At 65.2% G+C, this 19,511-nt stretch carries 20 protein-coding genes and 1 pseudogene; 15 read left to right on the top strand and 6 right to left on the bottom strand.

Features of this window, described 5'->3' with window-relative positions; genetic code table 11:
• Nucleotides 1-163: 163 nt before the first annotated feature.
• The 5 genes from FHR94_RS17950 to FHR94_RS17930 all read left to right on the top strand — a co-directional run bounded on the left by FHR94_RS17950 (nucleotide 164) and on the right by FHR94_RS17930 (nucleotide 3,981).
• Nucleotides 164-1,195: a TRAP transporter substrate-binding protein gene (locus FHR94_RS17950; RefSeq protein WP_183327865.1), complete on the top strand. Its 1,032-nt coding sequence runs from the start codon at nucleotides 164-166 to the stop codon at nucleotides 1,193-1,195.
• 6 nt (nucleotides 1,196-1,201) lie between these two features.
• Nucleotides 1,202-1,729 carry a TRAP transporter small permease gene (locus FHR94_RS17945; RefSeq protein WP_183327863.1) on the top strand — a complete coding sequence of 176 codons (528 nt, stop codon included), beginning with the start codon at nucleotides 1,202-1,204 and terminating at the stop codon, nucleotides 1,727-1,729.
• Nucleotides 1,719-3,008, top strand: a complete 1,290-nt coding sequence (locus FHR94_RS17940) for a TRAP transporter large permease (protein WP_183327861.1) — start codon at nucleotides 1,719-1,721, stop codon at nucleotides 3,006-3,008. The genes FHR94_RS17945 and FHR94_RS17940 overlap by 11 nt, the downstream gene beginning before the upstream one ends.
• Nucleotides 3,009-3,424: 416 nt before the next feature.
• Nucleotides 3,425-3,703: a CopG family ribbon-helix-helix protein gene (locus FHR94_RS17935; RefSeq protein ID WP_183327860.1), complete on the top strand. Its 279-nt coding sequence runs from the start codon at nucleotides 3,425-3,427 to the stop codon at nucleotides 3,701-3,703.
• Nucleotides 3,691-3,981, top strand: a complete 291-nt coding sequence (locus FHR94_RS17930; RefSeq protein ID WP_183327859.1) for a type II toxin-antitoxin system RelE/ParE family toxin — start codon at nucleotides 3,691-3,693, stop codon at nucleotides 3,979-3,981. The genes FHR94_RS17935 and FHR94_RS17930 overlap by 13 nt, the downstream gene beginning before the upstream one ends.
• A 229-nt stretch (nucleotides 3,982-4,210) precedes the next feature.
• Here FHR94_RS17930 and FHR94_RS17925 read toward each other — a convergent pair whose 3' ends face one another.
• Complete coding sequence (locus FHR94_RS17925) at nucleotides 4,211-5,110, bottom strand: helix-turn-helix domain-containing protein (RefSeq protein ID WP_183327858.1); 900 nt, start codon at nucleotides 5,108-5,110, stop codon at nucleotides 4,211-4,213.
• A 179-nt stretch (nucleotides 5,111-5,289) separates the two neighbouring features.
• On the opposite strand from FHR94_RS17925, the gene pobA reads away from it, so the two are divergent.
• Both pobA and FHR94_RS17915 read left to right on the top strand, forming a co-directional pair.
• Nucleotides 5,290-6,468, top strand: coding sequence for a 4-hydroxybenzoate 3-monooxygenase (pobA, locus tag FHR94_RS17920; protein ID WP_183327857.1), 1,179 nt, complete (start codon nucleotides 5,290-5,292; stop codon nucleotides 6,466-6,468).
• A gap of 53 nt (nucleotides 6,469-6,521) precedes the next feature.
• Complete coding sequence (locus FHR94_RS17915) at nucleotides 6,522-7,472, top strand: Gfo/Idh/MocA family oxidoreductase (RefSeq protein ID WP_221188535.1); 951 nt, start codon at nucleotides 6,522-6,524, stop codon at nucleotides 7,470-7,472.
• Nucleotides 7,473-7,479: 7 nt separating this feature from the next.
• Here the strand turns inward: FHR94_RS17915 and FHR94_RS17910 are convergent, their stop codons facing one another.
• The 3 genes and pseudogenes from FHR94_RS17910 to FHR94_RS17905 all read right to left on the bottom strand — a co-directional run bounded on the left by FHR94_RS17910 (nucleotide 7,480) and on the right by FHR94_RS17905 (nucleotide 9,670).
• Nucleotides 7,480-8,793, bottom strand: a complete 1,314-nt coding sequence (locus FHR94_RS17910; protein WP_183327905.1) for an amidohydrolase — start codon at nucleotides 8,791-8,793, stop codon at nucleotides 7,480-7,482.
• Nucleotides 8,794-8,913: 120 nt separating this feature from the next.
• Nucleotides 8,914-9,225, bottom strand: a pseudogene (locus FHR94_RS20120) (type I restriction endonuclease subunit R); the annotation flags it as partial.
• 178 nt (nucleotides 9,226-9,403) lie between these two features.
• A complete protein-coding gene (locus FHR94_RS17905) occupies nucleotides 9,404-9,670 on the bottom strand; it encodes a helix-turn-helix domain-containing protein (RefSeq protein ID WP_343064688.1) in 267 nt (88 codons plus the stop codon).
• Between the two features lie 18 nt (nucleotides 9,671-9,688).
• On the opposite strand from FHR94_RS17905, the gene FHR94_RS17900 reads away from it, so the two are divergent.
• The 3 genes from FHR94_RS17900 to FHR94_RS17890 all read left to right on the top strand — a co-directional run bounded on the left by FHR94_RS17900 (nucleotide 9,689) and on the right by FHR94_RS17890 (nucleotide 13,280).
• Entirely contained in the window at nucleotides 9,689-10,411 is a 723-nt protein-coding gene (locus tag FHR94_RS17900) for an MBL fold metallo-hydrolase (protein WP_343064687.1), read from the top strand.
• A gap of 331 nt (nucleotides 10,412-10,742) precedes the next feature.
• The gene (locus FHR94_RS17895) at nucleotides 10,743-11,861 is read left to right on the top strand and encodes a thiamine pyrophosphate-dependent enzyme (protein ID WP_183327855.1); all 1,119 of its coding nucleotides are present in this window, start codon (nucleotides 10,743-10,745) and stop codon (nucleotides 11,859-11,861) included.
• A 45-nt stretch (nucleotides 11,862-11,906) separates the two neighbouring features.
• A complete protein-coding gene (locus tag FHR94_RS17890; RefSeq protein WP_183327854.1) occupies nucleotides 11,907-13,280 on the top strand; it encodes an NAD-dependent succinate-semialdehyde dehydrogenase in 1,374 nt (457 codons plus the stop codon).
• 114 nt (nucleotides 13,281-13,394) lie between these two features.
• On the opposite strand, the gene FHR94_RS17885 is transcribed toward FHR94_RS17890, so the two are convergent.
• The gene (locus tag FHR94_RS17885) at nucleotides 13,395-14,606 is read right to left on the bottom strand and encodes a benzoate/H(+) symporter BenE family transporter (RefSeq protein WP_183327852.1); all 1,212 of its coding nucleotides are present in this window, start codon (nucleotides 14,604-14,606) and stop codon (nucleotides 13,395-13,397) included.
• A gap of 436 nt (nucleotides 14,607-15,042) precedes the next feature.
• On the opposite strand from FHR94_RS17885, the gene FHR94_RS17880 reads away from it, so the two are divergent.
• The 3 genes from FHR94_RS17880 to FHR94_RS17870 all read left to right on the top strand — a co-directional run bounded on the left by FHR94_RS17880 (nucleotide 15,043) and on the right by FHR94_RS17870 (nucleotide 16,717).
• Nucleotides 15,043-15,933: a LysR family transcriptional regulator gene (locus FHR94_RS17880; RefSeq protein WP_183327851.1), complete on the top strand. Its 891-nt coding sequence runs from the start codon at nucleotides 15,043-15,045 to the stop codon at nucleotides 15,931-15,933.
• Nucleotides 15,934-16,055: 122 nt separating this feature from the next.
• On the top strand, nucleotides 16,056-16,298 hold the full coding sequence (locus FHR94_RS17875) for a FitA-like ribbon-helix-helix domain-containing protein (RefSeq protein WP_183327850.1): 243 nt from the start codon (nucleotides 16,056-16,058) through the stop codon (nucleotides 16,296-16,298).
• Complete coding sequence (locus tag FHR94_RS17870; protein ID WP_221188534.1) at nucleotides 16,298-16,717, top strand: type II toxin-antitoxin system VapC family toxin; 420 nt, start codon at nucleotides 16,298-16,300, stop codon at nucleotides 16,715-16,717. The genes FHR94_RS17875 and FHR94_RS17870 overlap by 1 nt, the downstream gene beginning before the upstream one ends.
• A 158-nt stretch (nucleotides 16,718-16,875) precedes the next feature.
• On the opposite strand, the gene FHR94_RS17865 is transcribed toward FHR94_RS17870, so the two are convergent.
• Nucleotides 16,876-17,778 (bottom strand): LysR family transcriptional regulator, encoded by a 903-nt coding sequence (locus FHR94_RS17865; protein ID WP_183327848.1) that lies wholly within the window; start codon nucleotides 17,776-17,778, stop codon nucleotides 16,876-16,878.
• A 105-nt stretch (nucleotides 17,779-17,883) separates the two neighbouring features.
• Between FHR94_RS17865 and FHR94_RS17860 the strand changes: the two genes are divergently transcribed.
• Entirely contained in the window at nucleotides 17,884-19,002 is a 1,119-nt protein-coding gene (locus tag FHR94_RS17860; RefSeq protein ID WP_183327847.1) for a muconate/chloromuconate family cycloisomerase, read from the top strand.
• An 87-nt stretch (nucleotides 19,003-19,089) separates the two neighbouring features.
• A complete protein-coding gene (gene catC, locus FHR94_RS17855; RefSeq protein ID WP_183327846.1) occupies nucleotides 19,090-19,380 on the top strand; it encodes a muconolactone Delta-isomerase in 291 nt (96 codons plus the stop codon).
• The last annotated feature ends 131 nt before the right edge of the window (nucleotides 19,381-19,511 follow it).

The raw sequence follows: 19,511 nt of genomic DNA, 5'->3' as shown, positions 1-19,511 counted from the left end.
CCGGCCGTCAAGACGGTACGCGCCTCGCCGCTCTGGATCCGAGCTGCGACTAAAGTCGTTTTTCCTTATGAGGCCAGGGTGGTTACACTTCGCCGTCAACGAACTAATGTTCTCTATGCGAACAACTAAACAAGGCATGTCCATGCCACCGTGGAGGATTTCCATGAAGCGCACGTTCACTACCTGCCTGCTGGCCGCATCCATCGCCGGTCTGGGTACGGCATCCGCCCAGGCCGCCACTACCCTGCGCATGGCGCACTTCTGGCCGGGTGCCTCCGGCATCAACCAGGAGATCTTCGAGGCCTGGGCCGAGACAGTCGAGGAGGAGTCCGGCGGTGAGCTGCGCGTCCAGATGTTCCCCTCCGGCACCCTGGCCAAGCCCGACTCCATCTACGAGGCAGCGGCCAATGGCATCGCCGACATCGGCGCCACCGCCCAGGGCTACACCGCCGGGCGCTTCCCGCTGTCGCAGATCGTCGAGCTGCCCGGCGTGGCCACCACGGCCACCCAAGGGGCCTGCGTGCTGCAGACCCTCTACGACGAGGGCCACCTGGACGAGGAGTACGCCGATACCCGGCCGCTGTTCTTCTTCACCACCGGCCCCGGCGGCATCCACACCCAGGAGACCGACGTGCAGACCCCGTCCGACCTGGAAGGGCTGCGCATCCGCCGGCCCACCGCCGTGGCCGGCGAGATGCTCGAGAACATGGGGGCTATCCCCGTGGGCATGCCCGCGCCGGACATCTACACCGCCATGCAACGCGGCGTGATCGATGGCCTGAGCTTCCCCTGGGAGGGGCTGAAGGGCTTTAGGATTAATGAGCTGGTCAACTACCACACCGAGGTGCCCTTCTATACGCTGATCTTCGTCACCACCATGAACCAGCGGGCCTATGACAGTCTGTCCCCGGAACAGCAGGCGGTGATCGATGCGAACTCGGGCATGAAGTGGGCCGAGAACGCCGGCGAGGTCTTCGACCGCCTGGATGTGGAAGGCAAGCAGGAGGCCATCGAGGCGGGCGATACCATCCGCGAGATCGAGAACCCGCTGGAACACCCCGACTGGCAGGAGCCCTTGAAGGACGGTATCGAGAGCTATCTGACCCGCCTCGAGGAGCGCGGTTTGCCCGGTCGCGAGGTCTACCAGGCGGCCCTGGCCGCCAGTGAGACCTGCGCCGCTGTGGACCAGGGGTAAGAGGCTATGCAATCGACTCTGGAACGGGCCAGCCACTGGCTGGCCCTGTTGTGCAAGATTGTGGCCGGTATCGCCCTGCTGGCGCTGCTCGGGGTAACCATCGCCGACGTCAGCACGCGCTATCTCTACCGCCTCACCGAGGGCGCCATCGCCCTGCGGGTGATCGGCAGTGTGGAGCTGGTCAGCTACCTGATGCTGCTCTCGTTGCTGGCGGCCATGGCGGCCAACGTGGAGAAGAGCCAGGTAGTGGTCGAGGCCTTCTCCCACGGTCTCTCGCCCAACCTCAAGAACCGCTTGCATGGCGTCTACCTGCTGGGCTTCGCGGCCCTGGGGCTGGTGCTGTTCATCGGCCTGCTGGACTCCGCCACGGCGGCGGCTCGCCACGGCGAGGTGACCCAGGACCTGCGCCTGCCCATGGGACCCATCTACTATATGGCCGCCGTGCTCAGCCTGTTGCTGGGCCTGCGCAGCCTGATCCACGCACTGCTGAGTGCCGTCTTCGGTGCCGAGGGGGAGGTGTCCCATGGGGAGTGAAATGATCGGCGCCATCGGCCTGGGCCTGCTGCTGGTGCTGATGGTGCTGCGAGTGCCGGTGGCGCTGACCATGCTGATCATCGGGGTGGTGGGCTTCGCCCAGATCATCAGCTGGGACGCCGCCATCGCCCAGCTCAAGACCGTGCCGGTGGAGGTGCTCTCCAACTACAGCTTCAGTGCCGTGCCCATGTTCATCTTCATGGGGGTGCTGGCGGCGCATTCGGGGATGGCCGGCAAGCTGTTTGAGTCGGCGCGCACCATCTGCGGCGGCTGGAAAGGGGGGCTCGCCATCGCGGCCGTAGGCTCCTGCGGCGTCTTCTCGGCGATCTCCGGCTCGTCGCTGGCCACCGCCAGCACCATGACCCGCGTCGCCCTGCCGGAGATGGAGCGCTACGGCTATAACCGCGGCCTGGCCACCGGGGCGCTGGCCGCCGGGGGCACCCTGGGGATCATGATCCCGCCCTCCATCGCACTGCTGATCTACGCCATTCTCACCGAGCAGTCGGTGGGCGACATGTTCATGGCCGGCCTGGTGCCGGGGCTGATGGGCCTGGTGATGTACGCCCTGACGGTCACCGTGGTGATGCGCCTCAAGCCGTCGCTGGCGGTGGCCGGCGAGCCGACCTCCTGGATGGAGAAGCTGAAGTCAATGACCGGCCTGGTGCCGTTCTTTGTGGTCTTCCTGGTGATCATCCTGGGCATCTACTTCGGCGCCTTCACACCAACGGAAGGGGCCAGCGTCGGGGCCTTCGCCACCCTGCTCTACGCCCTGGTCAAGGGCATGCGCGGCAAGGAACTGTGGCGCAGCGTGCAGGAGACCCTGGCGCTCTCCAGCGTGGTGTTCTTCATGCTGGTGGGTGCCGAGACCCTGGGCTACTTCATCTCGGTGTCGCGCATCTCGTTCACGATCAGCGACCTACTGTTCGGCATGGACCTGGCCCCCATCGTGGTGGTGCTGTGCATCCTGCTGCTCTACTTCGTGCTCGGCATGTTCATGGACTCCATCGCCATGCTGGTGATCACCGTGCCGGTGGTGTTCCCGATCATCGTGTCGCTGGGCATCGATCCGGTGTGGTTCGGCATCATCACGGTGCTGACCGTGGAGCTGGGTTTGATGACACCGCCGGTGGGGATGAACGTCTTCGTGATCAAGGCCATGGCCCCCCATGTGGGGCTGGGCGAGATCTTCAAGGGGGTCGCGCCCTTCGTGGTCTCCGACTTGCTGCGCCTGGCGCTGCTGATCCTCTTCCCGGTGCTGACCACGCTGTTTTTGCTCTGAGGCTGGCTTCCCTGTCCGCGCCGCTGGGCGTGACAGGAGGCCATAAGATCGAAGCGGGGCGCCCCAAAGGGCGCCCCGCTTCGTGATATGCGCCCCTTGTCGTCAGGCCTTTCGGCTCGTCACCGTCTCGCCAGGTGCAGGTGGGGCCTGCCCATCGCGTGAGTGCCGAGGCGTTTGAGCGTCGGGCCCGAGCTCGCGCCTGATGCACACCGTGTTTGAGGGCTAAGCCAAAGTCTGGTGTATGGGAGGAGGCAGGAAGGGTGGCGTATCCTGTTGACTGATCTAACACGAGTGGATACGCCATGATCGATTCTACGTACAGAACAGATGCGTTTTCGGTGGTGCCCCCTCATCGACAGCCAGGTTGGCGTGACCTATAGTAGTTATAGGTATTACCTCTAACTACGGAGGTCAGCATGGCAACTCCAACATCCATCAAGCTCGACGACGACCTGAAAGGGCGGGTTCAGCACCTGGCCGACGCTCGCCGGCGCTCGGCACACTGGCTCATGCGTGAGGCCATCGAGCAGTATGTGGAGCGTGAGGAAAGGCGGGAGGCCTTCAGGCGAGACACGCTCAAGGCCTGGGAGGATTACCAGGCTACGGGCCTGCACGCGACCGCTGGCGAAGTGGAGAAGTGGCTGGCCACTTGGGGAACGGATAATGAAGACCCGGCCCCAACATGCCACAAGTGATCTTCGCGCCGGCAGCGCTCCGAGATCTGGAGCGGCTGCGTGAGTTCCTGCGACCGAAGAATCCAGCGGCAGCCGAGCGAGCCGCTAAGTCGATCATCCAGGGCATCCAGGAGCTTGGAAAATTCCCCAATATCGGCCGCCCGATCGAGGAGTTGCCCGAAGAATACCGGGAGTGGCTGATTGATTTCGGTGATAGCGGCTATATCGCCCGGTACCGTCTCGACGGCGACACCGTGGTGGTGTTGGCCGTTCGTCACCAGAAGGAAGCCGGCTTCTAGCAAGATGGTCCAAGTGGAACTGAACGGAGTGGAACGCGAATAAAGCCTCGAAGACAGGCGCGGCGTGAATGAGAAAAGCCGACGCTTGAGCGCCAATGACAAGGACCGGCCAGAGGCCGGTCCTTGTGTATCGGGTGGATGCCACCGATGAGAATGCCCCCTCAGCTACCTGAACTGCACCCCGAAAGTTGGACACTCAACTCAACCCCGGGGCGCCGTCGTAAGGGCTTCAGGCGCCGGGCTGGCGACGTCGGAAATCCCGGGGCGATAGGCCCGTCAGGCGCTTGAAGAAACGCGTGAAATAGGCCGGTTCGGAAAAGCCCAGGCTGTCCGCGACCTCGCTGATGGTCATATTGGTATAGGTGAGCTGGCGCTTGGCCTCCAGCAGCAGGCGTTCGTGGAGCAGCTGCAGGGCGCTGCGGCCGGCCAGTCGTCGACACAGCAGGTTGAGGTGGGCACTGCTCATGCCCAGCTGCTCGGCGAAGCGCTCGACGCTGGGCTGTTGGCGAAACTGCGCCTCGATCAGCGCCTGGTAGTTCTGCAGGTGCTCCAGGGCACGGCTGCGGCCATGGGGCAGCGGGCGGGCGGCGGGGCGCCAATCGTGGTCGGCCAGGCGGGCCACCTCTACCGTCAGCGCTTCGATCAGGGCGGTCAGCAGTCGCTCTCGTCCCGGGGCCGGTTGACGATACTCGTCGTTGATCTGAGCCACCAGGGTGGCGATGCGGGCCGCTTCCCGGGCGTCGTCCAGGCCACGGGCCTCGGCTCGGCCGAGCACGCCGGCCTGGTCGGCCAGGTCAGCGCTGAGCCGCTCGGTCAGCGGGCGCGCCAGGGTGATGATATGGCCCTGGGTGTCCGGCGAGAAACGAAAGCCGTGGATGCTCATGGTCGGCACCATGATCACCAGGGGCGCCTGGCGTTCGCGGACGCTGCCCTCGAGCTCCAGCGTCACCCGACCCGCGGAGAGGTGCAGCAGGTGCACCAGGTCGGCATGGCGGTGGGGTTGGATGCGCCAGTCGTGAAGGCGGCTACGCTCGGGAATCGACTCGCAATGCAGCAGGTCTGGTGTGGGCCAGGGGTGCGTCTCGCCGTAGAGCTTGAAGACCGGGACGCTAGCAGCCGGCGGGGTCATGGCGCCTCCTGTCGGGTAGGCTTCGACCAAAGTCGTGTCAAGATATTGGGAATATCCAAGTGTGGCTGCCAATATTGCCTTATATGGGCGTGAGTTTCAGTGAAAAATGCAATCTACATAGCGAACACTTGTTCACTGATTCTTTTTCACCCCCTATCGACAACAACGGAGCCATCCCCATGAAGACTCAAGTCGCCATCATCGGCGCCGGCCCCGCGGGCCTGCTGCTCGGCCAGCTGCTTACCCGCCAGGGCATCGATAACGTCATCCTCGAGCGCAAGTCTGGCGACTATGTGCTTAGCCGTATCCGTGCCGGCGTGCTGGAGCAGGGCATGGTCGACCTGCTGCGCGAGGCGGGCGTCGATGCGCGCATGGACGAGGAGGGGCTGCCCCACGACGGCGTCGAGCTGGCCTTCGACAACCGCCGGGTGCGGGTCGACCTGGCAGGCCTGACCGGCGGCAAGACGGTGATGGTCTACGGCCAGACCGAGGTCACCCGCGACCTGATGGAGGCCCGCGAAGCCATCGGTGGCAAGACGATTTATGAGGCCGACAACGTCCAGCCCCACGACCTCGACAGCCCCTACGTCACCTTCGAGAAGGACGGCGAGACGGTGCGCCTGGACTGCGACTACGTGGCCGGCTGCGACGGCTACCATGGCGTGTCGCGCCAGTCGATCCCCAAGGATCGCATCAAGGAGTTCGAAAAGGTCTACCCCTTCGGCTGGCTGGGCCTGCTCGCCGATACCCCGCCGGTCTCCGACGAGCTGATCTATGCCCGTCACGATCGCGGCTTCGCCCTGTGCAGCCAGCGCTCCGAGACCCGCAGCCGCTACTACATCCAGGTGGGGCTGGATGAGAAGGTCGAGGACTGGTCCGATGAGCGCTTCTGGGAGGAGCTCAAGCGGCGCATTCCCGATGACGTGGCCGACAAGCTGGTGACCGGCCCCTCCATCGAGAAGAGCATCGCGCCGCTGCGCAGCTTCGTGGTCGAGCCCATGCAGTACGGTCGCCTTTTCCTGGTGGGTGATGCCGCCCATATCGTGCCGCCCACCGGCGCCAAGGGCCTCAACCTGGCGGCCAGCGACGTCAATACCCTCTACCGATTGATGGTCAAGGTCTACCAGGAAGGGCGTACCGACCTGATCCCCAACTACTCGGCGACCTGCCTCAAGCGCATCTGGAAGGCCGAGCGTTTCTCCTGGTGGATGACCTCTCTGCTGCACAAGTTTTCCGAGGAGGAGGACTTCACCACTCGCATGCAGCAGGCCGAGCTCGACTATGTGACCAGCTCCGAGGCGGGGCTGACCACCATCGCCGAGAACTATGTGGGCCTGCCCTACGAATCGCTGGAATAGCCACTGAGCGCCCAGCGCCCAGCCGGTCGCTGCTCGCCACGACCCGGAGGAGCATGATGATCAAGCAACCGGTGCAACTGCTGCTGGTCGGCGAGGGCGGTATCGCCGGCGTGCATATGCAGGCCCTTGAGCCGATACCGGGTGTGGCGGTGCGTGGCCTGGTGGGCGGTGTCGAGGCCGATGCCCGGGCCTTCGCCGCCGAGTGGGGCATCCCCGAGGTGGTCGCAAGCTTGGAGGAGGCCCTGGGCCGCGACGATCTCGATGCCGTGATCCTGGCCACGCCGAGTCCACAGCATGCCGAGCAGGCCGAGGTGGTGATCGGTGCCGGCAAGCACCTGCTGTGCGAGATCCCCATGGCCCTGTCCCTGGCCGATGCCGAGTGGATCACCGCCCGGGCCGAGGCGTCCGGGCTCGTCTGCATGGTTGCGCATACCCGACGCTTCAATGCCCCGCACCGCGAACTCAGGCGACGCCTTCAGGTCGGCGAGTTCCACCTGCAGCATCTGGTCTCGGAGACCTACTTCTTCCGTCGCGAGAACCTTAATATGCAGGGCCAACCGCGGCGCTGGGTCGACAACCTGCTGTGGCACCACGCCTGCCACAGCGTCGACCTGCTCGCCTGGCTGCTCGACGACTTTGACCTCGAGGTATGGGGCAGCCGTGGGCCGGACCATCCCGAGCTCGGCATTCCCATGGACATGTCGATCGGCCTGCGCAGCAGGGGCGGTGTGCTGGCGACCTTGGCGCTCTCCTTCAACAACCGCGGGCCCTTTGGCGGCTTCTACCGCTATATCGGCGAGGAGGATACCTTCCATGCCTTCCGCGACGCGCTCAAGGACCACGAGGGGCAGGCGGTCGCCCTGACGGGCAATGGCTTTGCGACCCAGGATCAGGAATTCATCGCCGCCATCCTCGAAGGCCGCGAGCCCGAGGCGTCCTTTACCAGTTGCCTGCCCAGCATGCGGCTGCTGGACAGGCTGGAGTGCGCGATGGGGGGTGCCTGAACAACGCTCAGCCCTCCTGTGCGCCGTCGGCCTGGGCCGCGTCATAGCCCAGTGCCCAGTTGACGAACAGGTTGGTGCCGGTCGCCAGGGCGTCTTCATCCAAATGGAAGTAGGGCGAGTGGTTGGGGGCCGCCTCGGCCAGTGGCTGGTCCTCGGGCGTGGCCCCCAGGGTCACGTACATGCCGGGCACCTCGAGGGCGAAGAAGGAGAAGTCCTCGGCCGGGGTGCGCAGCGACGCCTCGACTACCTTGTCGTCGCCGGCGACCTGGCGGGTGATCGGCAGCATCGCCTCGACCAGCGCCGGGTCGTTGATGGTCACCGGATAGCCCTCGTGGATATGTACGTCAGCAGTGGCACCGTTGGCGGCGGCGGTGGATTCGGCGACACGGGTCAGGCTGTCGAATACCTGCTGGCGAGCGTCCATGTCGAAGTTGCGCAGGGTGCCCTCGAGGTTGACGCGCTCGGGAATGATGTTCTGGCGTACGCCTCCCTCGATAATCCCGTAAGAGAGCACCGAGGGGGCCTGAGTGATATCGACCTGGCGGCTGACGATGGCCTGGGAGTTGGTGACGATCTGGGCCGCGGTCACGATCGGGTCCACGCCGTTCCAGGGCATGCCCCCATGGGTCTGGTGGCCGTTCACGGTGATCTCGAAGGTGTCGGAGGATGCCAGCACCGGGCCGCTGCGATAGCCGACGACACCGGTGTGCATGCTGGTCATCACGTGGATGCCGAACACCGCCTCGGGCTGGTAGCGCTCAAATAGCCCCTCGGCCAGCATCTGTTCGGCGCCCCAGGTCTCGGCACCGGGCACGCCCTCCTCGGCGGGCTGGAAAATGAACAGCACATTGCCGGCGAGCTCGTCGCGCATGGCGGCCAGCTGCTCGGCGGCGCCCATCAGCATCGCCACATGGGCGTCGTGGCCGCAGGCGTGCATCACCCCCACTTCTTCACCATTGAGCGTAGTGGTGACGTCCGAGGCGAAGGGCAAGTCGACCTGCTCGGTGACCGGCAGGGCGTCCATGTCGGCGCGAAAGGCGATGGTGGGGCCGGGCTTTCCGCCCTTGAGCAGGCCCACCACGCCGGTCTCGGCGATCCCGGTCTCGACCTCCAGACCCAGCTCGCGCAGATGATCGGCCACCAGGCCTGCGGTGCGGGTTTCCTGGTTACCCAGCTCGGGGTGCTGGTGGATATCGCGCCGCCATTCGATGATCTGTTTCTCCAGTTCGGCATCGATCTGGACCGGCGTGGGGGCGGCGAAGGCCGGGGAGGCAAGCAGGGCGCTGCCAAGCAGGCCAAGGACGGCAAGGGTCGGTTTCATGTGTGGCCTCTTCGTGTGATTGGAGATGGAGCCTGGCATCAAGGCGCCAAGCGTAACCAGCGAGTCTACGCTTGAGGCGGTCAGTCTGGACAATGCCGTGTCGGCATCCTTGATGAAGCGGATTGCATGGAACTTTTGCACTCGGACAGCCCGAGGGGCGGTGTATCTCAGCGTGCAGGTTTGAGCGTCGACACCGGTGGTCATCAGCTTGCTGGTGGTGGCGATGACCGGGTAGCGCGCCTCGGGGTCGATGAAGTTGTCGAGCTCGGCCTTGCCCTCGTCGCCGGTGATGCGCATCACGTACTTGCGGTTCTCGGCCACGCGCTGGGGGTTGAGGTTGACCAACGCCCGGCACATGCGCTCGGCATGGTCGATGTCCTCGCAGAACACGATGGTCTTCTGGTAGGGGGCGGTGCTCTCCAGGAACTCGGTTGTCAGTTTCAGAAGGTGACTGAACGGAATGTCAGGAGTCGATCGCATTACCCTGTTGCCTAAGCCAAGCGCTTGCTCCCGAGACCCGATGGGGCTCGCCGGCGGCTTCTATCGGTTGAACCGGTGAAGCCATGAGCGCGGTCAACGGCGGAGGAGGGAAAGGTAGGCCCGATGATAGTCAGGCGGTTTCACCAAAGGTCTTGCGCCAGTCGCGGGGGCTGACCCGATGGTGCTGCTTGAAATGCTGCCGGAACGACGTGGCCGTATGGAAACCGATCCTTTCCGCAATCGCTTCGACCGACAAAGACGTGGTTTCCAACAGCTCGCGCCCTTGCCGTAACCGCTCGCTCACCAGCCATGCCACCACCGTCATGCCGGTGGCCTTTTGGAAATGGCGCGTGAAGGTACGTCGGCTCATGGCGGTACGGGCAGCGAGTTCGTCGATGGTGTGCGATTCCGCCAGGTGTTCTCGCAGGTAGTCGAGCAGGGCGCCTATCCGGGCTTCGAGGACACCTACCGCAGCGAGTTGCGCAATCCGCTGGTTGGGCTGCCAATGCCGGCAGAGGATGTGATCGATGACGCGGACGCCGTGATTGTCACCCACACCCACCTCGACCACTGGGACGCCGCCGCCCAGGAGCTGCTGCCGAAGGACATTCCCCTGTTCGCCCAGAATGCCGCCGATGCCGAGCTGATTCGCTCCCAGGGTTTCAGCGATGTGCGCATCCTCGATGGTGACGACGAATTCGGCGGGGTGCAGCTCCACAAGACGGGCGGCCAGCACGGCTCCGATACCCTCTATGCTATCCCCGAACTCGCACAATTGCTCGGCGATGTCATGGGGGTGGTCTTCGAGGCGCCGAGACAGAAGACCACCTATGTGGTCGGCGATACCGTCTGGCGCGACGAGGTCGAACGGTCACTGGAGCGCTACAACCCCGAGGTGATCGTGTTGAACACCGGCGCCGCCGAGATAACAGGCTTCGAAGATGACCCCATCATCATGGGCAAGGAAGATACGCTGCGTACCCATCAGGCGGCCCCAAATGCGACCATCATCGCGGTGCATATGGACGCCGTGAACCATATGACGCTAAACCGTGACGAACTGGCCAATTACGTTCAGGAAGAGGGCATCCAAGATCATGTCTCGATCCCCGCCGACGGCGAGGTCATCTCCTTCTGATCCCAAGGGCCGCCACCTTCATGGCGGCCTGTTTCTCTCTATCAGCGTATTGGAGGCGTTCTCGTCCGCCCACCGCAGTCCTTGCAGAGCTGAAGTGGTCCAATTGGAGCGGAGATCGAGGCCTTTCTAGAGACGCGTCGAGGCCTGCTGGAAGGCGTGGTGTTCAGTGGTGCATGAATGAGGGTCGTACCCCGGTTGCCACGAAGGGGCAGCTAAAGGTCCTACGCATCATGCCCTGGGCGTATCACGCGAGTGAAATAAAGCATTATCCACGCCGTGGAGCCGGTTCTAGCATGGCCCCAGACTCACCTCTGAAACCCAGGAGCTAGCCTTGAACAATAAGCATGCCGGCCAGGCCATCGTCGATTCCCTGGCTCTGCACGGTGTCGAGCGGACCTTCGTGGTGCCCGGCGAGAGCTATCTGGCCGTCCTCGATGGCCTCTATGCCTCCGAGATCGATACCGTGGTATGCCGCCATGAGGGCGGTGCCGCCTACATGGCCGAGGCCCACGGCAAGCTGACCGGCCAGCCCGGGGTGGCCATGGTCACCCGCGGCCCCGGTGCCGCCAATGCCTTCGTGGCCCTGCATACCGCCTGGCAGGATGCCGTGCCTATGGTGCTGTTCGTGGGGTTGATTCCGGTGGCCGATCGCATGCGGGAGTCCTTTCAGGAGTTCGACCCTCATGCCTGGTTCGGGACCCAGTGCAAGCGGGTCTTCGTGCTCGATGAGGCAGAGCGTGCCTCCGAGGTCGTCGCCGAGGCCTTCTTCGCCGCCTGCTCGGGACGTCCCGGGCCGGTGGTGATTGGCTTGCCCGAAGACGTGATCACCCACGAAGTCGCCGGTGAACTGCATCCGGTGCTGCCGGCCGTCCCCGAACTGCCCGAGACGCGCCCGGGCACCGCCCATATGAGCGCGGTGGTAGGCGAGCTGGTCAAGCGCTTGCCAGCCGATGCCATCTACAGCTTCGGTGCTGGCAACCACTGTGCCTGGGCCCAGCGCTATTTGCCCACTCGCACCTTCCCCAGTCAGCTCAGCACCCGCAACGGTTCCATGGGCTACAGCGTGCCGGCCGCCGTGGCGGCCTCGCTCGAGAGCCCTGAGCGGCTGTGCGTGGTGGTGGCCGGTGACGGCGAGTTCATGATGAATGGCCAGGAGATCGCGACGGCCATGCAGCATGGCGCCACCATGCTGATCCTGGTGATGGACAACGGCCAATACGGCACTATCCGGGCGCACCAGGAGATGCATTTCCCCGAGCGGGTCAGCGGCACCCAACTCGCCAACCCTGACTTCGCCGCCCTATGCCGCGCCTATGGCGGCCATGGCGAGACCGTCACCGCCAACGATCAGGCCGAGGCCGCCATCGAGCGGGCGCTGGCGGCCGTCACCGGTCGACGACAGCCGGCCCTGGTACACGTGCACACCGATGCCCGGCATGACCTGCCCTGAGGATGTCAGAACGAGCGTAACGACAATCACAACAGGAACGACCCGATGACCCAGTATGCCGTGACCAACCCGGCCACCGGAGAGATGGAGAAGACCTTTCCCACGGCCACCGATGCCGAGATCGTGAGTGCCATCGAGCGCGCCCACCATGCCTTCGGCGAATGGCGCCGTAGCGGCGTCGCCGAACGTGCCGCCCTGCTGAGCCGGGTGTCCGACCTCTACGCCGAGCGCCGCGATCCACTGGCCGCCATCATCAGCCGCGAGATGGGCAAGCCGCGGTTCCAGGCCGGCCTCGAGATCGACATCGTGGTGTCCATCTATCGCTACTATGCCGAGCATGGACCGCGCTTTCTGGCCGATGAACCCATCGAGATTGCCGGCGGCGGCAGCGCGGTGATCCTCAAGCAGGGGCTTGGTGTGCTGCTCGGCATCATGCCTTGGAATTTTCCCTACTATCAGGTAGCCCGCTTCGCCGCGCCCAATCTGATGAATGGCAATACGATCCTGCTCAAGCATGCGCCCCAGTGCCCCGAGTCGGCCCGGGCGATGGCGCAGATCTTCCAGGATGCCGGCGCTCCCGAGGGTGCCTACGTCAATGTCTATGCCAGCAACGCCCAGGCCGGGGACATCATCGCCGACCCGCGGGTCCAGGGGGTGTCGCTGACCGGCTCCGAGCGCGCCGGCTCGGCGGTGGCCGAGATCGCCGGTCGCTACCTCAAGAAGGTGGTGCTGGAACTGGGCGGCTCCGATCCCTTTCTCGTGCTGGACGACGCCAATCTGGAGCAGGCCGTGCAGCAGGCACTGCTGGGCCGTTTCGGCAATGCCGGGCAGGCCTGCAACGCCGCCAAGCGTATCCTGGTCGATCGTGTCGTGTACGACGATTTCCTGGGCGCCTTCCAGGATGCCGTGGCAAGCATCGTCGTGGGGGACCCCATGGCCGAAGACACCTTCATGGGCCCGCTCTCCTCCGAGGCGGCGCTCCAGACGCTCGACGCCCAGGTACAGGATGCCGTCGCCCAGGGTGCCTGGGTCGTCACCGGCGGTCATCGTCTTGACCGTCCAGGGGCCTGGTACGCGCCGACTATCCTGACCGGGGTGACCCCCGAGATGCGTCCCTTCCACGAGGAGCTGTTCGGCCCGGTGGCGGTCGTTTATCCGGTGTCGAATGAGGACGAAGCGGTGCGCCTGGCCAACGACTCCGCCTACGGCCTGGGGGCAGTGATCCAGTCGCGGGACCTCGAGCGGGCCCGACGCCTGGCCGAGCGGCTCGAGGCCGGCATGGTACATATCAACGAGGGGCCGGGCTCGGCCGCCGAGCTACCCTTCGGCGGCGTGAAACGCTCCGGGTTCGGTCGCGAACTGGGCCACGACGGCATGCACGAGTTCGTCAATCGCAAGCTGATTCGCCTCGGCGCCTGAATCGGCGCACCCGCCCTTGCCATGAAAGCGCCCCGCCCGGTTTCCTGGGCGGGGCGCTTTCATGGGCGGCAGTAAGTGTCAGAGGGCATAGACCGGCCGCCGGGCGGCCGTGGGTCATGAACGCTCTGCGGCGTTGCCCGTATCGGGCAGCCGACGGGCCGGGCGCTGCCACGGGCGGTGCAGCACCAGGTAGGCGGCGGTGCCGATCACCACGCCCCAGAAGGCCGAGCCCAGGCCCAGGAAGGACATCCCGGACGCCGTGGCCAGGAAGGTGAGCAGCGAGGCTTCGCGGTGGTCGGTGGCGGTGATCGCCGCCTCGAGATTGCTGCCGATGGCGCCCACCAGGGCCAGCCCCGCCAGCACGGCGATGAAGGTGCCGGGTAAGGCGGTGAACAGCGCCACGATGGTGCCGGCGAAGGTACCGCCGATCAGGTAGAAGACGCCGTTGGCGATGCCGGCCACGTAACGCTTGTCGGGGTCGTCATGGGCTTCCGGGCTGGTGCACAGCGCGGCGGTGATCGCCGCGATCACGGTGGTAATGCCGCCGAAGCAGGCGGTGGCCAGCGAGGTCAGGCCCGTCACCGTGATGATGGGGCGAGCCGGCGTCGTGTAGCCGGCGTTGCGCATGATGGTCATGCCTGGCAGGAACTGCCCGGTGAGACTGACCAGCACCAATGGCAGGGCCAGGCTCAGGGTGGCATGCCAAGACCACGCCGGCGCGATCAGCGTAGGTGTGGCCAGCGACAGGCCGACACCCTCCAGGCTGGCCCCTTCCAGGCCGATTGCCAAGGCGATGCCCACGCCCAGCAGCATCACTAGGCAATAGCGCGGAAAGAGGCGCTTGAGCACCAGGTAGGCGGCGACCATGCCCAGCGCCAGGGCCGGCGCCGACTCGATCGAGTGAAAGACCCCGACGCCGAACTGGAACAGGATGCCGGCCATCATGGCCCCGGCGATGCCACGGGGGATGGCCTGCAGCAGTCGGTCGAAGCCGCCGCTGAGGCCGATCAGCAGCAGGATAACGGCCGCGGTGAGGTAGGCGCCGATGGCCTCATTGAGGGTGATCTCGGGAAACAACGTGACCAGCAGCGCGGTCCCCGGCGCCGACCAGGCGGTGACCACCGGGACCTTGAGCCACAGGCTCAGCCCGATGCCCGAGACGGCGGCACCCAGCGAGACCGCCCACACCCAGGAGGTCATCATGGCCGGCGAGATATCGGCGCTCTGGGCGGCCTGGAAGAAGATGATCAGCGGGCCGGAATAGGAAACCAGCACCGCCAGGAAGCCGGCCGTGACGGCCGACAGGGAAAGATCCTTGTGCAGCATAGCGCTCTCCGGGACGAGAATTTGCCGGCATGCGGAGTGCGATGGCCACATGCGGTTCGCAGATCAGCCTATTGGGCGCGCAGGAATTGATAAATAGCCCTGATGTGACAATACTGTTCACTCAGGTTGAACAATATTGGATGGAGCAAGGGCGACCCTGCAGGGCAATCGCAGTTGAGTCTGACGAGGGGTGCCGGGGACAAGCCGGAGAGGAGGTCCTACGCCATGGGTGAGGAGCACTGCTACGAACGGGCTGGCCATGGATGGCCAACACCGGTCCTGCGAGTGAAGCGGGACGCGAGAGCGAAGCAGGGCGTCGGTAGCGTACAGGGAAGTATTCACAGCGCCTCCGGAGGGCCGGCCCCGCTCGCAGGCTTGTCGATGGATTAGCCCCGAGCGATATCGCTATCTGTGATAGTCCTGAGAGACCCTGGCCATGGATCGACTTCAGGCGATGCAGCTGTTCACCCGGGTCGTGGAACTGGGCAGCTTCACCCGGGCGGCGGAGCAGCTCGACATCTCGCGTGCCTCAGCCAGCACGTTGATCAAGCAACTCGAGAGCCATCTGGGGGTGCGCCTGCTGCAGCGCACGACGCGGCAGGTGAGTCCGACGCTGGATGGGAACTCCTACTACCGGCACTGCCGCGAGATCCTGGCCCAGATCGAGGAGGCTGAGAGCGCGCTCGCCCAAGTGGCCCATCGGCCCCGGGGGCGGCTGCGCATCGACCTGCCGGCCTCGCTGAGCCGCCTGGTGGTGATCCCCACACTGCCCGATTTCCAGGCCCGCTACCCGGATATTCTACTGGAGGTGGGCAGCGGTGACCGTCGGGTCGACCTGGTGGGCGAGGGTGTGGACTGCGTGGTACGCATCGGGGAGCTCAAGGATTCCACGCTGGTGGCGCGGCCGCTGCCGCCCCTGGAGCAGGTGACCTGCGCCAGCGCCGACTATGTAGCGCGCCATGGCCGCCCCGTCTCACTGGACCAGTTGGCGGGCCATCGCTGTGTGGCCTACCTGTCGCCCACTACCGGGCGGCTGGATCCGCTGGCCTTCTCGGTCGAGGGGCGCGAACAGCCCCGGGACCTGCCCGCCGACCTGGCGGTCAACCATGGCGAGGCCTATGTGGCGGCCTGCGAAGCGGGGTTCGGCCTCATCCAGGTACCGCGCTACCACGTCTCACGCCAGCTCGAGGCGGGCACCCTGGTAGAGCTGCTGCCCGACTACCGCCTACCGCCCCTGCCCATGACCATCCTCTATCCCCATCATCGTCATCTGACGCCGCGGTTGCGGGTCTTCATCGACTGGCTGGTGGCACTGTTCGCGACGTGAGCGGGGATCAGGCCATCGTCACGGTGTGCTCGCGGGCGCAGGCCATCAGTGGCAGGCAGGAACCAGTGGGCTATATTGCTATCAATGATGGCATTGATATCAGTAAGCGAGGGGAGGACCACATGGCATCCATCACGATCCGTAACCTGGATGACGACCTGAAGGCTGAGCTGCGCCTGGCGGCGGCACGTCATGGGCACTCCATGGAGGAGGAGGTGCGTACTATCTTGCGGCGGGCGCTGGCGCCCCGTCCCGAACGCGGCCTAGGCAGCCGGATTCGGCAGCGCTTCGCAGAGGAGGGCGGTGTCGACCTGGAGCTGCCGAGCCGTGAGGAGCGCCCGCGGGCGGCGGAGTTCGAAGAGTGATGGTGCTCGACACCAATGTGCTCTCCGAGTTGATGCGCCCGGCACCCGCGCCGGGCATTGTCGATTGGCTGGATGCGCAGGTGGCAACCACGGTGGCCATCACGTCGATTACCGTGGCCGAGATCCTCTACGGCATTCAGCGCCTGCCGGCCGGCCGTCGCAAGAGGTCGCTGGCGGTCATGGCGGCGGGGATGCTTGATGATGACTTCGCCGGTCGCATCCTATCCTTTGACGGCGAAGCGGCGATTCACTATGCCGAGCGGGTTGTCGCCAGCGAACAGGCGGGCAGGGCGGTGCAAATAGCAGATGCCCAGATCGCAGCGATCTGCCTATGCCATGGGGCCATACTGGCCACCCGCAACGTGAAGGACTTCGCAAGCCTCGGTGTGCCGCTTGTCAATCCGTGGCAGCAGGGGTGAAATGCCAGGCTGGCCCTCTTACCCCACTACGCCGGCAGTGGTGTCGGGCATGCCCATGACCATCCTCTATCCCCACCATCGTCATCTGACGCCGCGGTTGCGGGTCTTCATCGACTCGCTGGTGGCACTGTTCGCGATGTGAGGCGACGCCTCGACCGTCAGGGATAGCGCCCGCTGCGGCGGTTTTCCACCAGGACGCGCAGGATGGCATTGGCCTCCTGCATGAGCGGCGATGGGGCTTCGCCGCGGCGGCGGCTGCAGATCACCGGAATGGTGAGGCTGCGGTCGGCGAGGTAGGTGTAGACGATGCCATCGCGCTGGACACGGCGGACCTGCTCCGGCACCAGGCTGATGCCGATCTCGGAGTGCACCAGGCTCAGCGCCGTCTGCAGTTCGTTGGCCTCCTGGGCAACCTCGACCTTGAGCCCCTGTCGCCGGAACAAGCCCAGCACCATGTCGGCCATGCTGGGGCGCGGCTTGGCAGGGAACAGCACCAGCGGATAGCGGGCAAGCTCGGCCAGGGTGGGGGTGGTCCCTTCCAGTGGATGGCCGCTGGGCAGGGCGGCCACCAGAGGTTCGTCGAAGAGCACCTCCTGCACCACCTCCGGGTCGTCTATCTTGAGACGGCCGAACCCCATATCGATGCGGCCCGCCTTGAGCGCCTGGATCTGCTGGACCGTGGTCAGCTCCGCCAGGGTCAGCTCGACATTATCCTTTTGTCGTAAGTCGCGGACCAGCAGCGGTAACTGACCATAGAACACCGAGGGGACGAAGCCGATGCCAAACATGACGCGCTTGCTGCGGGCCATGTGGCGGGTGGCCTCCAGGGTAGCATCGACCTTTTCCAGTATCTGCAGGGCATGCTGCTGGAAGAACTGGCCAGTGGCCGTAAGACGCAGCCCCCGGGAGCTGCGCTCGAATAGCTCGGCCCCGACCTCCTTCTCCAACTGTTTGATCTGTCTGGATAAAGGCGGCTGTGACATGTGCAGTCGTTCCGCCGCACAGGTCAGGTTGAGCTCCTCGGCGACCACGCAGAAGTAGCGCAGGTGGCGCAGTTCCATGATACCTCCAGGGTATGGCAAGTCACTCAAACAATATTGGTTCGGTCTTCACGCTGCAATCAAACTGCCACGCAATCACCTGATTGCCGAACTTCGGAGCCTCCCATGTCATCCGTGATCGAACGCATCGAGACGCTGCTGGTCGACCTGCCGACCATCCGCCCCCACAAGCTCTCCATGACCACCATGGCCTGCCAGACCATGGTGATCGTGCGAATGCGCCACAGCGACGGCATCGAGGGGGTCGGCGAGGGCACCACCATCGGTGGCCTGGCCTACGGCCCCGAGAGCCCCGAGAGCATCAAATGCAACATCGACACCTACCTGGCGCCGCTGCTGGTCGGCCAGCCGTCCGGCAACGTCAATGCGCTGCGTGCCCTGATGAACCGCCACGCGCGCGGTAACGCCATCGCCAAGTCGGCGCTGGAAACCGCACTGCTGGATGCCCAGGGCAAACGTCTGGGCGTCCCGGTGGCCGAGCTGCTGGGTGGCGCCCGCGAGGCTCACCTGCCGGTGCTCTGGACCCTGGCCAGCGGCGATACCCAGAAGGACATCGACGAGGCCTTCCAGCGTCTCGACGAGCGTCGTCACTGTGACTTCAAGCTCAAGATCGGCGCCAACCCGGTCGATCAGGACGTGCGTCATGTGGCCGCCATCAAGGCCGCCCTAGGTGAGCGGGCAAGCGTGCGGGTCGACGTCAACCAGGCCTGGGACGAGTCCACCGCCGTGCGCGGCATCCAGGCGCTGCAGGATGCCGGCATCGAGCTGATCGAGCAGGCCACGCCCGCCCGCGAGCATGAAGCCCTGATCCGGCTGTCGAAGCGTTTCAATGTGCCGATGCTGGCCGACGAGGCGGTGCAGGATGCCCGCGATGGCCTGTCGCTGGCCGCCGGCGGCTTCAGCGGTGCCTTCGCGCTGAAGATTGCCAAGTCCGCCGGTCCGCGCGGCGTGCTGGAGTTGGCCAGCGTCGCTCAGGCCGCCGGCATCGGCCTCTATGGTGGCACCCTGCTCGAGGGCACCATCGGCACCGCCGCCTCGCTGCATGCCTGGGCAACGCTGCCCGAGATGGCCTGGGGCACCGAGATGTTCGGTCCGCTGCTGCTCACCGACGACATCGTGACCGAGCCGCTCAACTACCATGACTTCGGGGTCGATCTGCCAACGGCGCCGGGCCTCGGCGTGACCCTGGATGAAGACAAGCTGGTCCATTACTCACGCAAGTGACGGCGCGCAAGTGACACTTGTTCCTAGGGTCTAGGCTCAAGGACACGCACCCCTCACCAGGCGAGACCACATCGAGAGGAGAGAACCATGCTGTTTCAGGTGGAAATGACCGTCAAGCTGCCGCCGAACATGCCGGCCGAGCAGGCCGCCGAGATCAAGGCAACCGAGAAGGCCTACTCCCAGGAGCTGCAGCGCGCCGGCAAGTGGCGCCACCTGTGGCGGGTCGCCGGTAGCTACTCGAACGTCAGCATCTTCGACGTCGAGGACAATGCCGAGCTGCAGGAACTCGTCAGCAACCTGCCGCTGTTCCCCTACATGGAGATCAGCGTCAAGCCGCTGTGTCGCCATCCGTCCTCCATCCGCGACGACGACTCCTGATCCCCGGCGCAGGATGCCGAACATTATACTGAGGGTATGACCATGACCGTGAAGATCTTCGACACTCCCGAAGTGCAGGACTTCCTGAACACCGTCGCCGGCTTCGACCAGGCCGGCGGCAACGAGCGCGC

Origin of the sequence: Halomonas cerina (assembly GCF_014192215.1) — a bacterium.
GTDB classification, from domain to species: domain Bacteria; phylum Pseudomonadota; class Gammaproteobacteria; order Pseudomonadales; family Halomonadaceae; genus Halomonas; species Halomonas cerina.
Note: the sequence above shows the minus strand (reverse complement) of the source record. Positions and strands in the feature narration are given on the sequence as shown.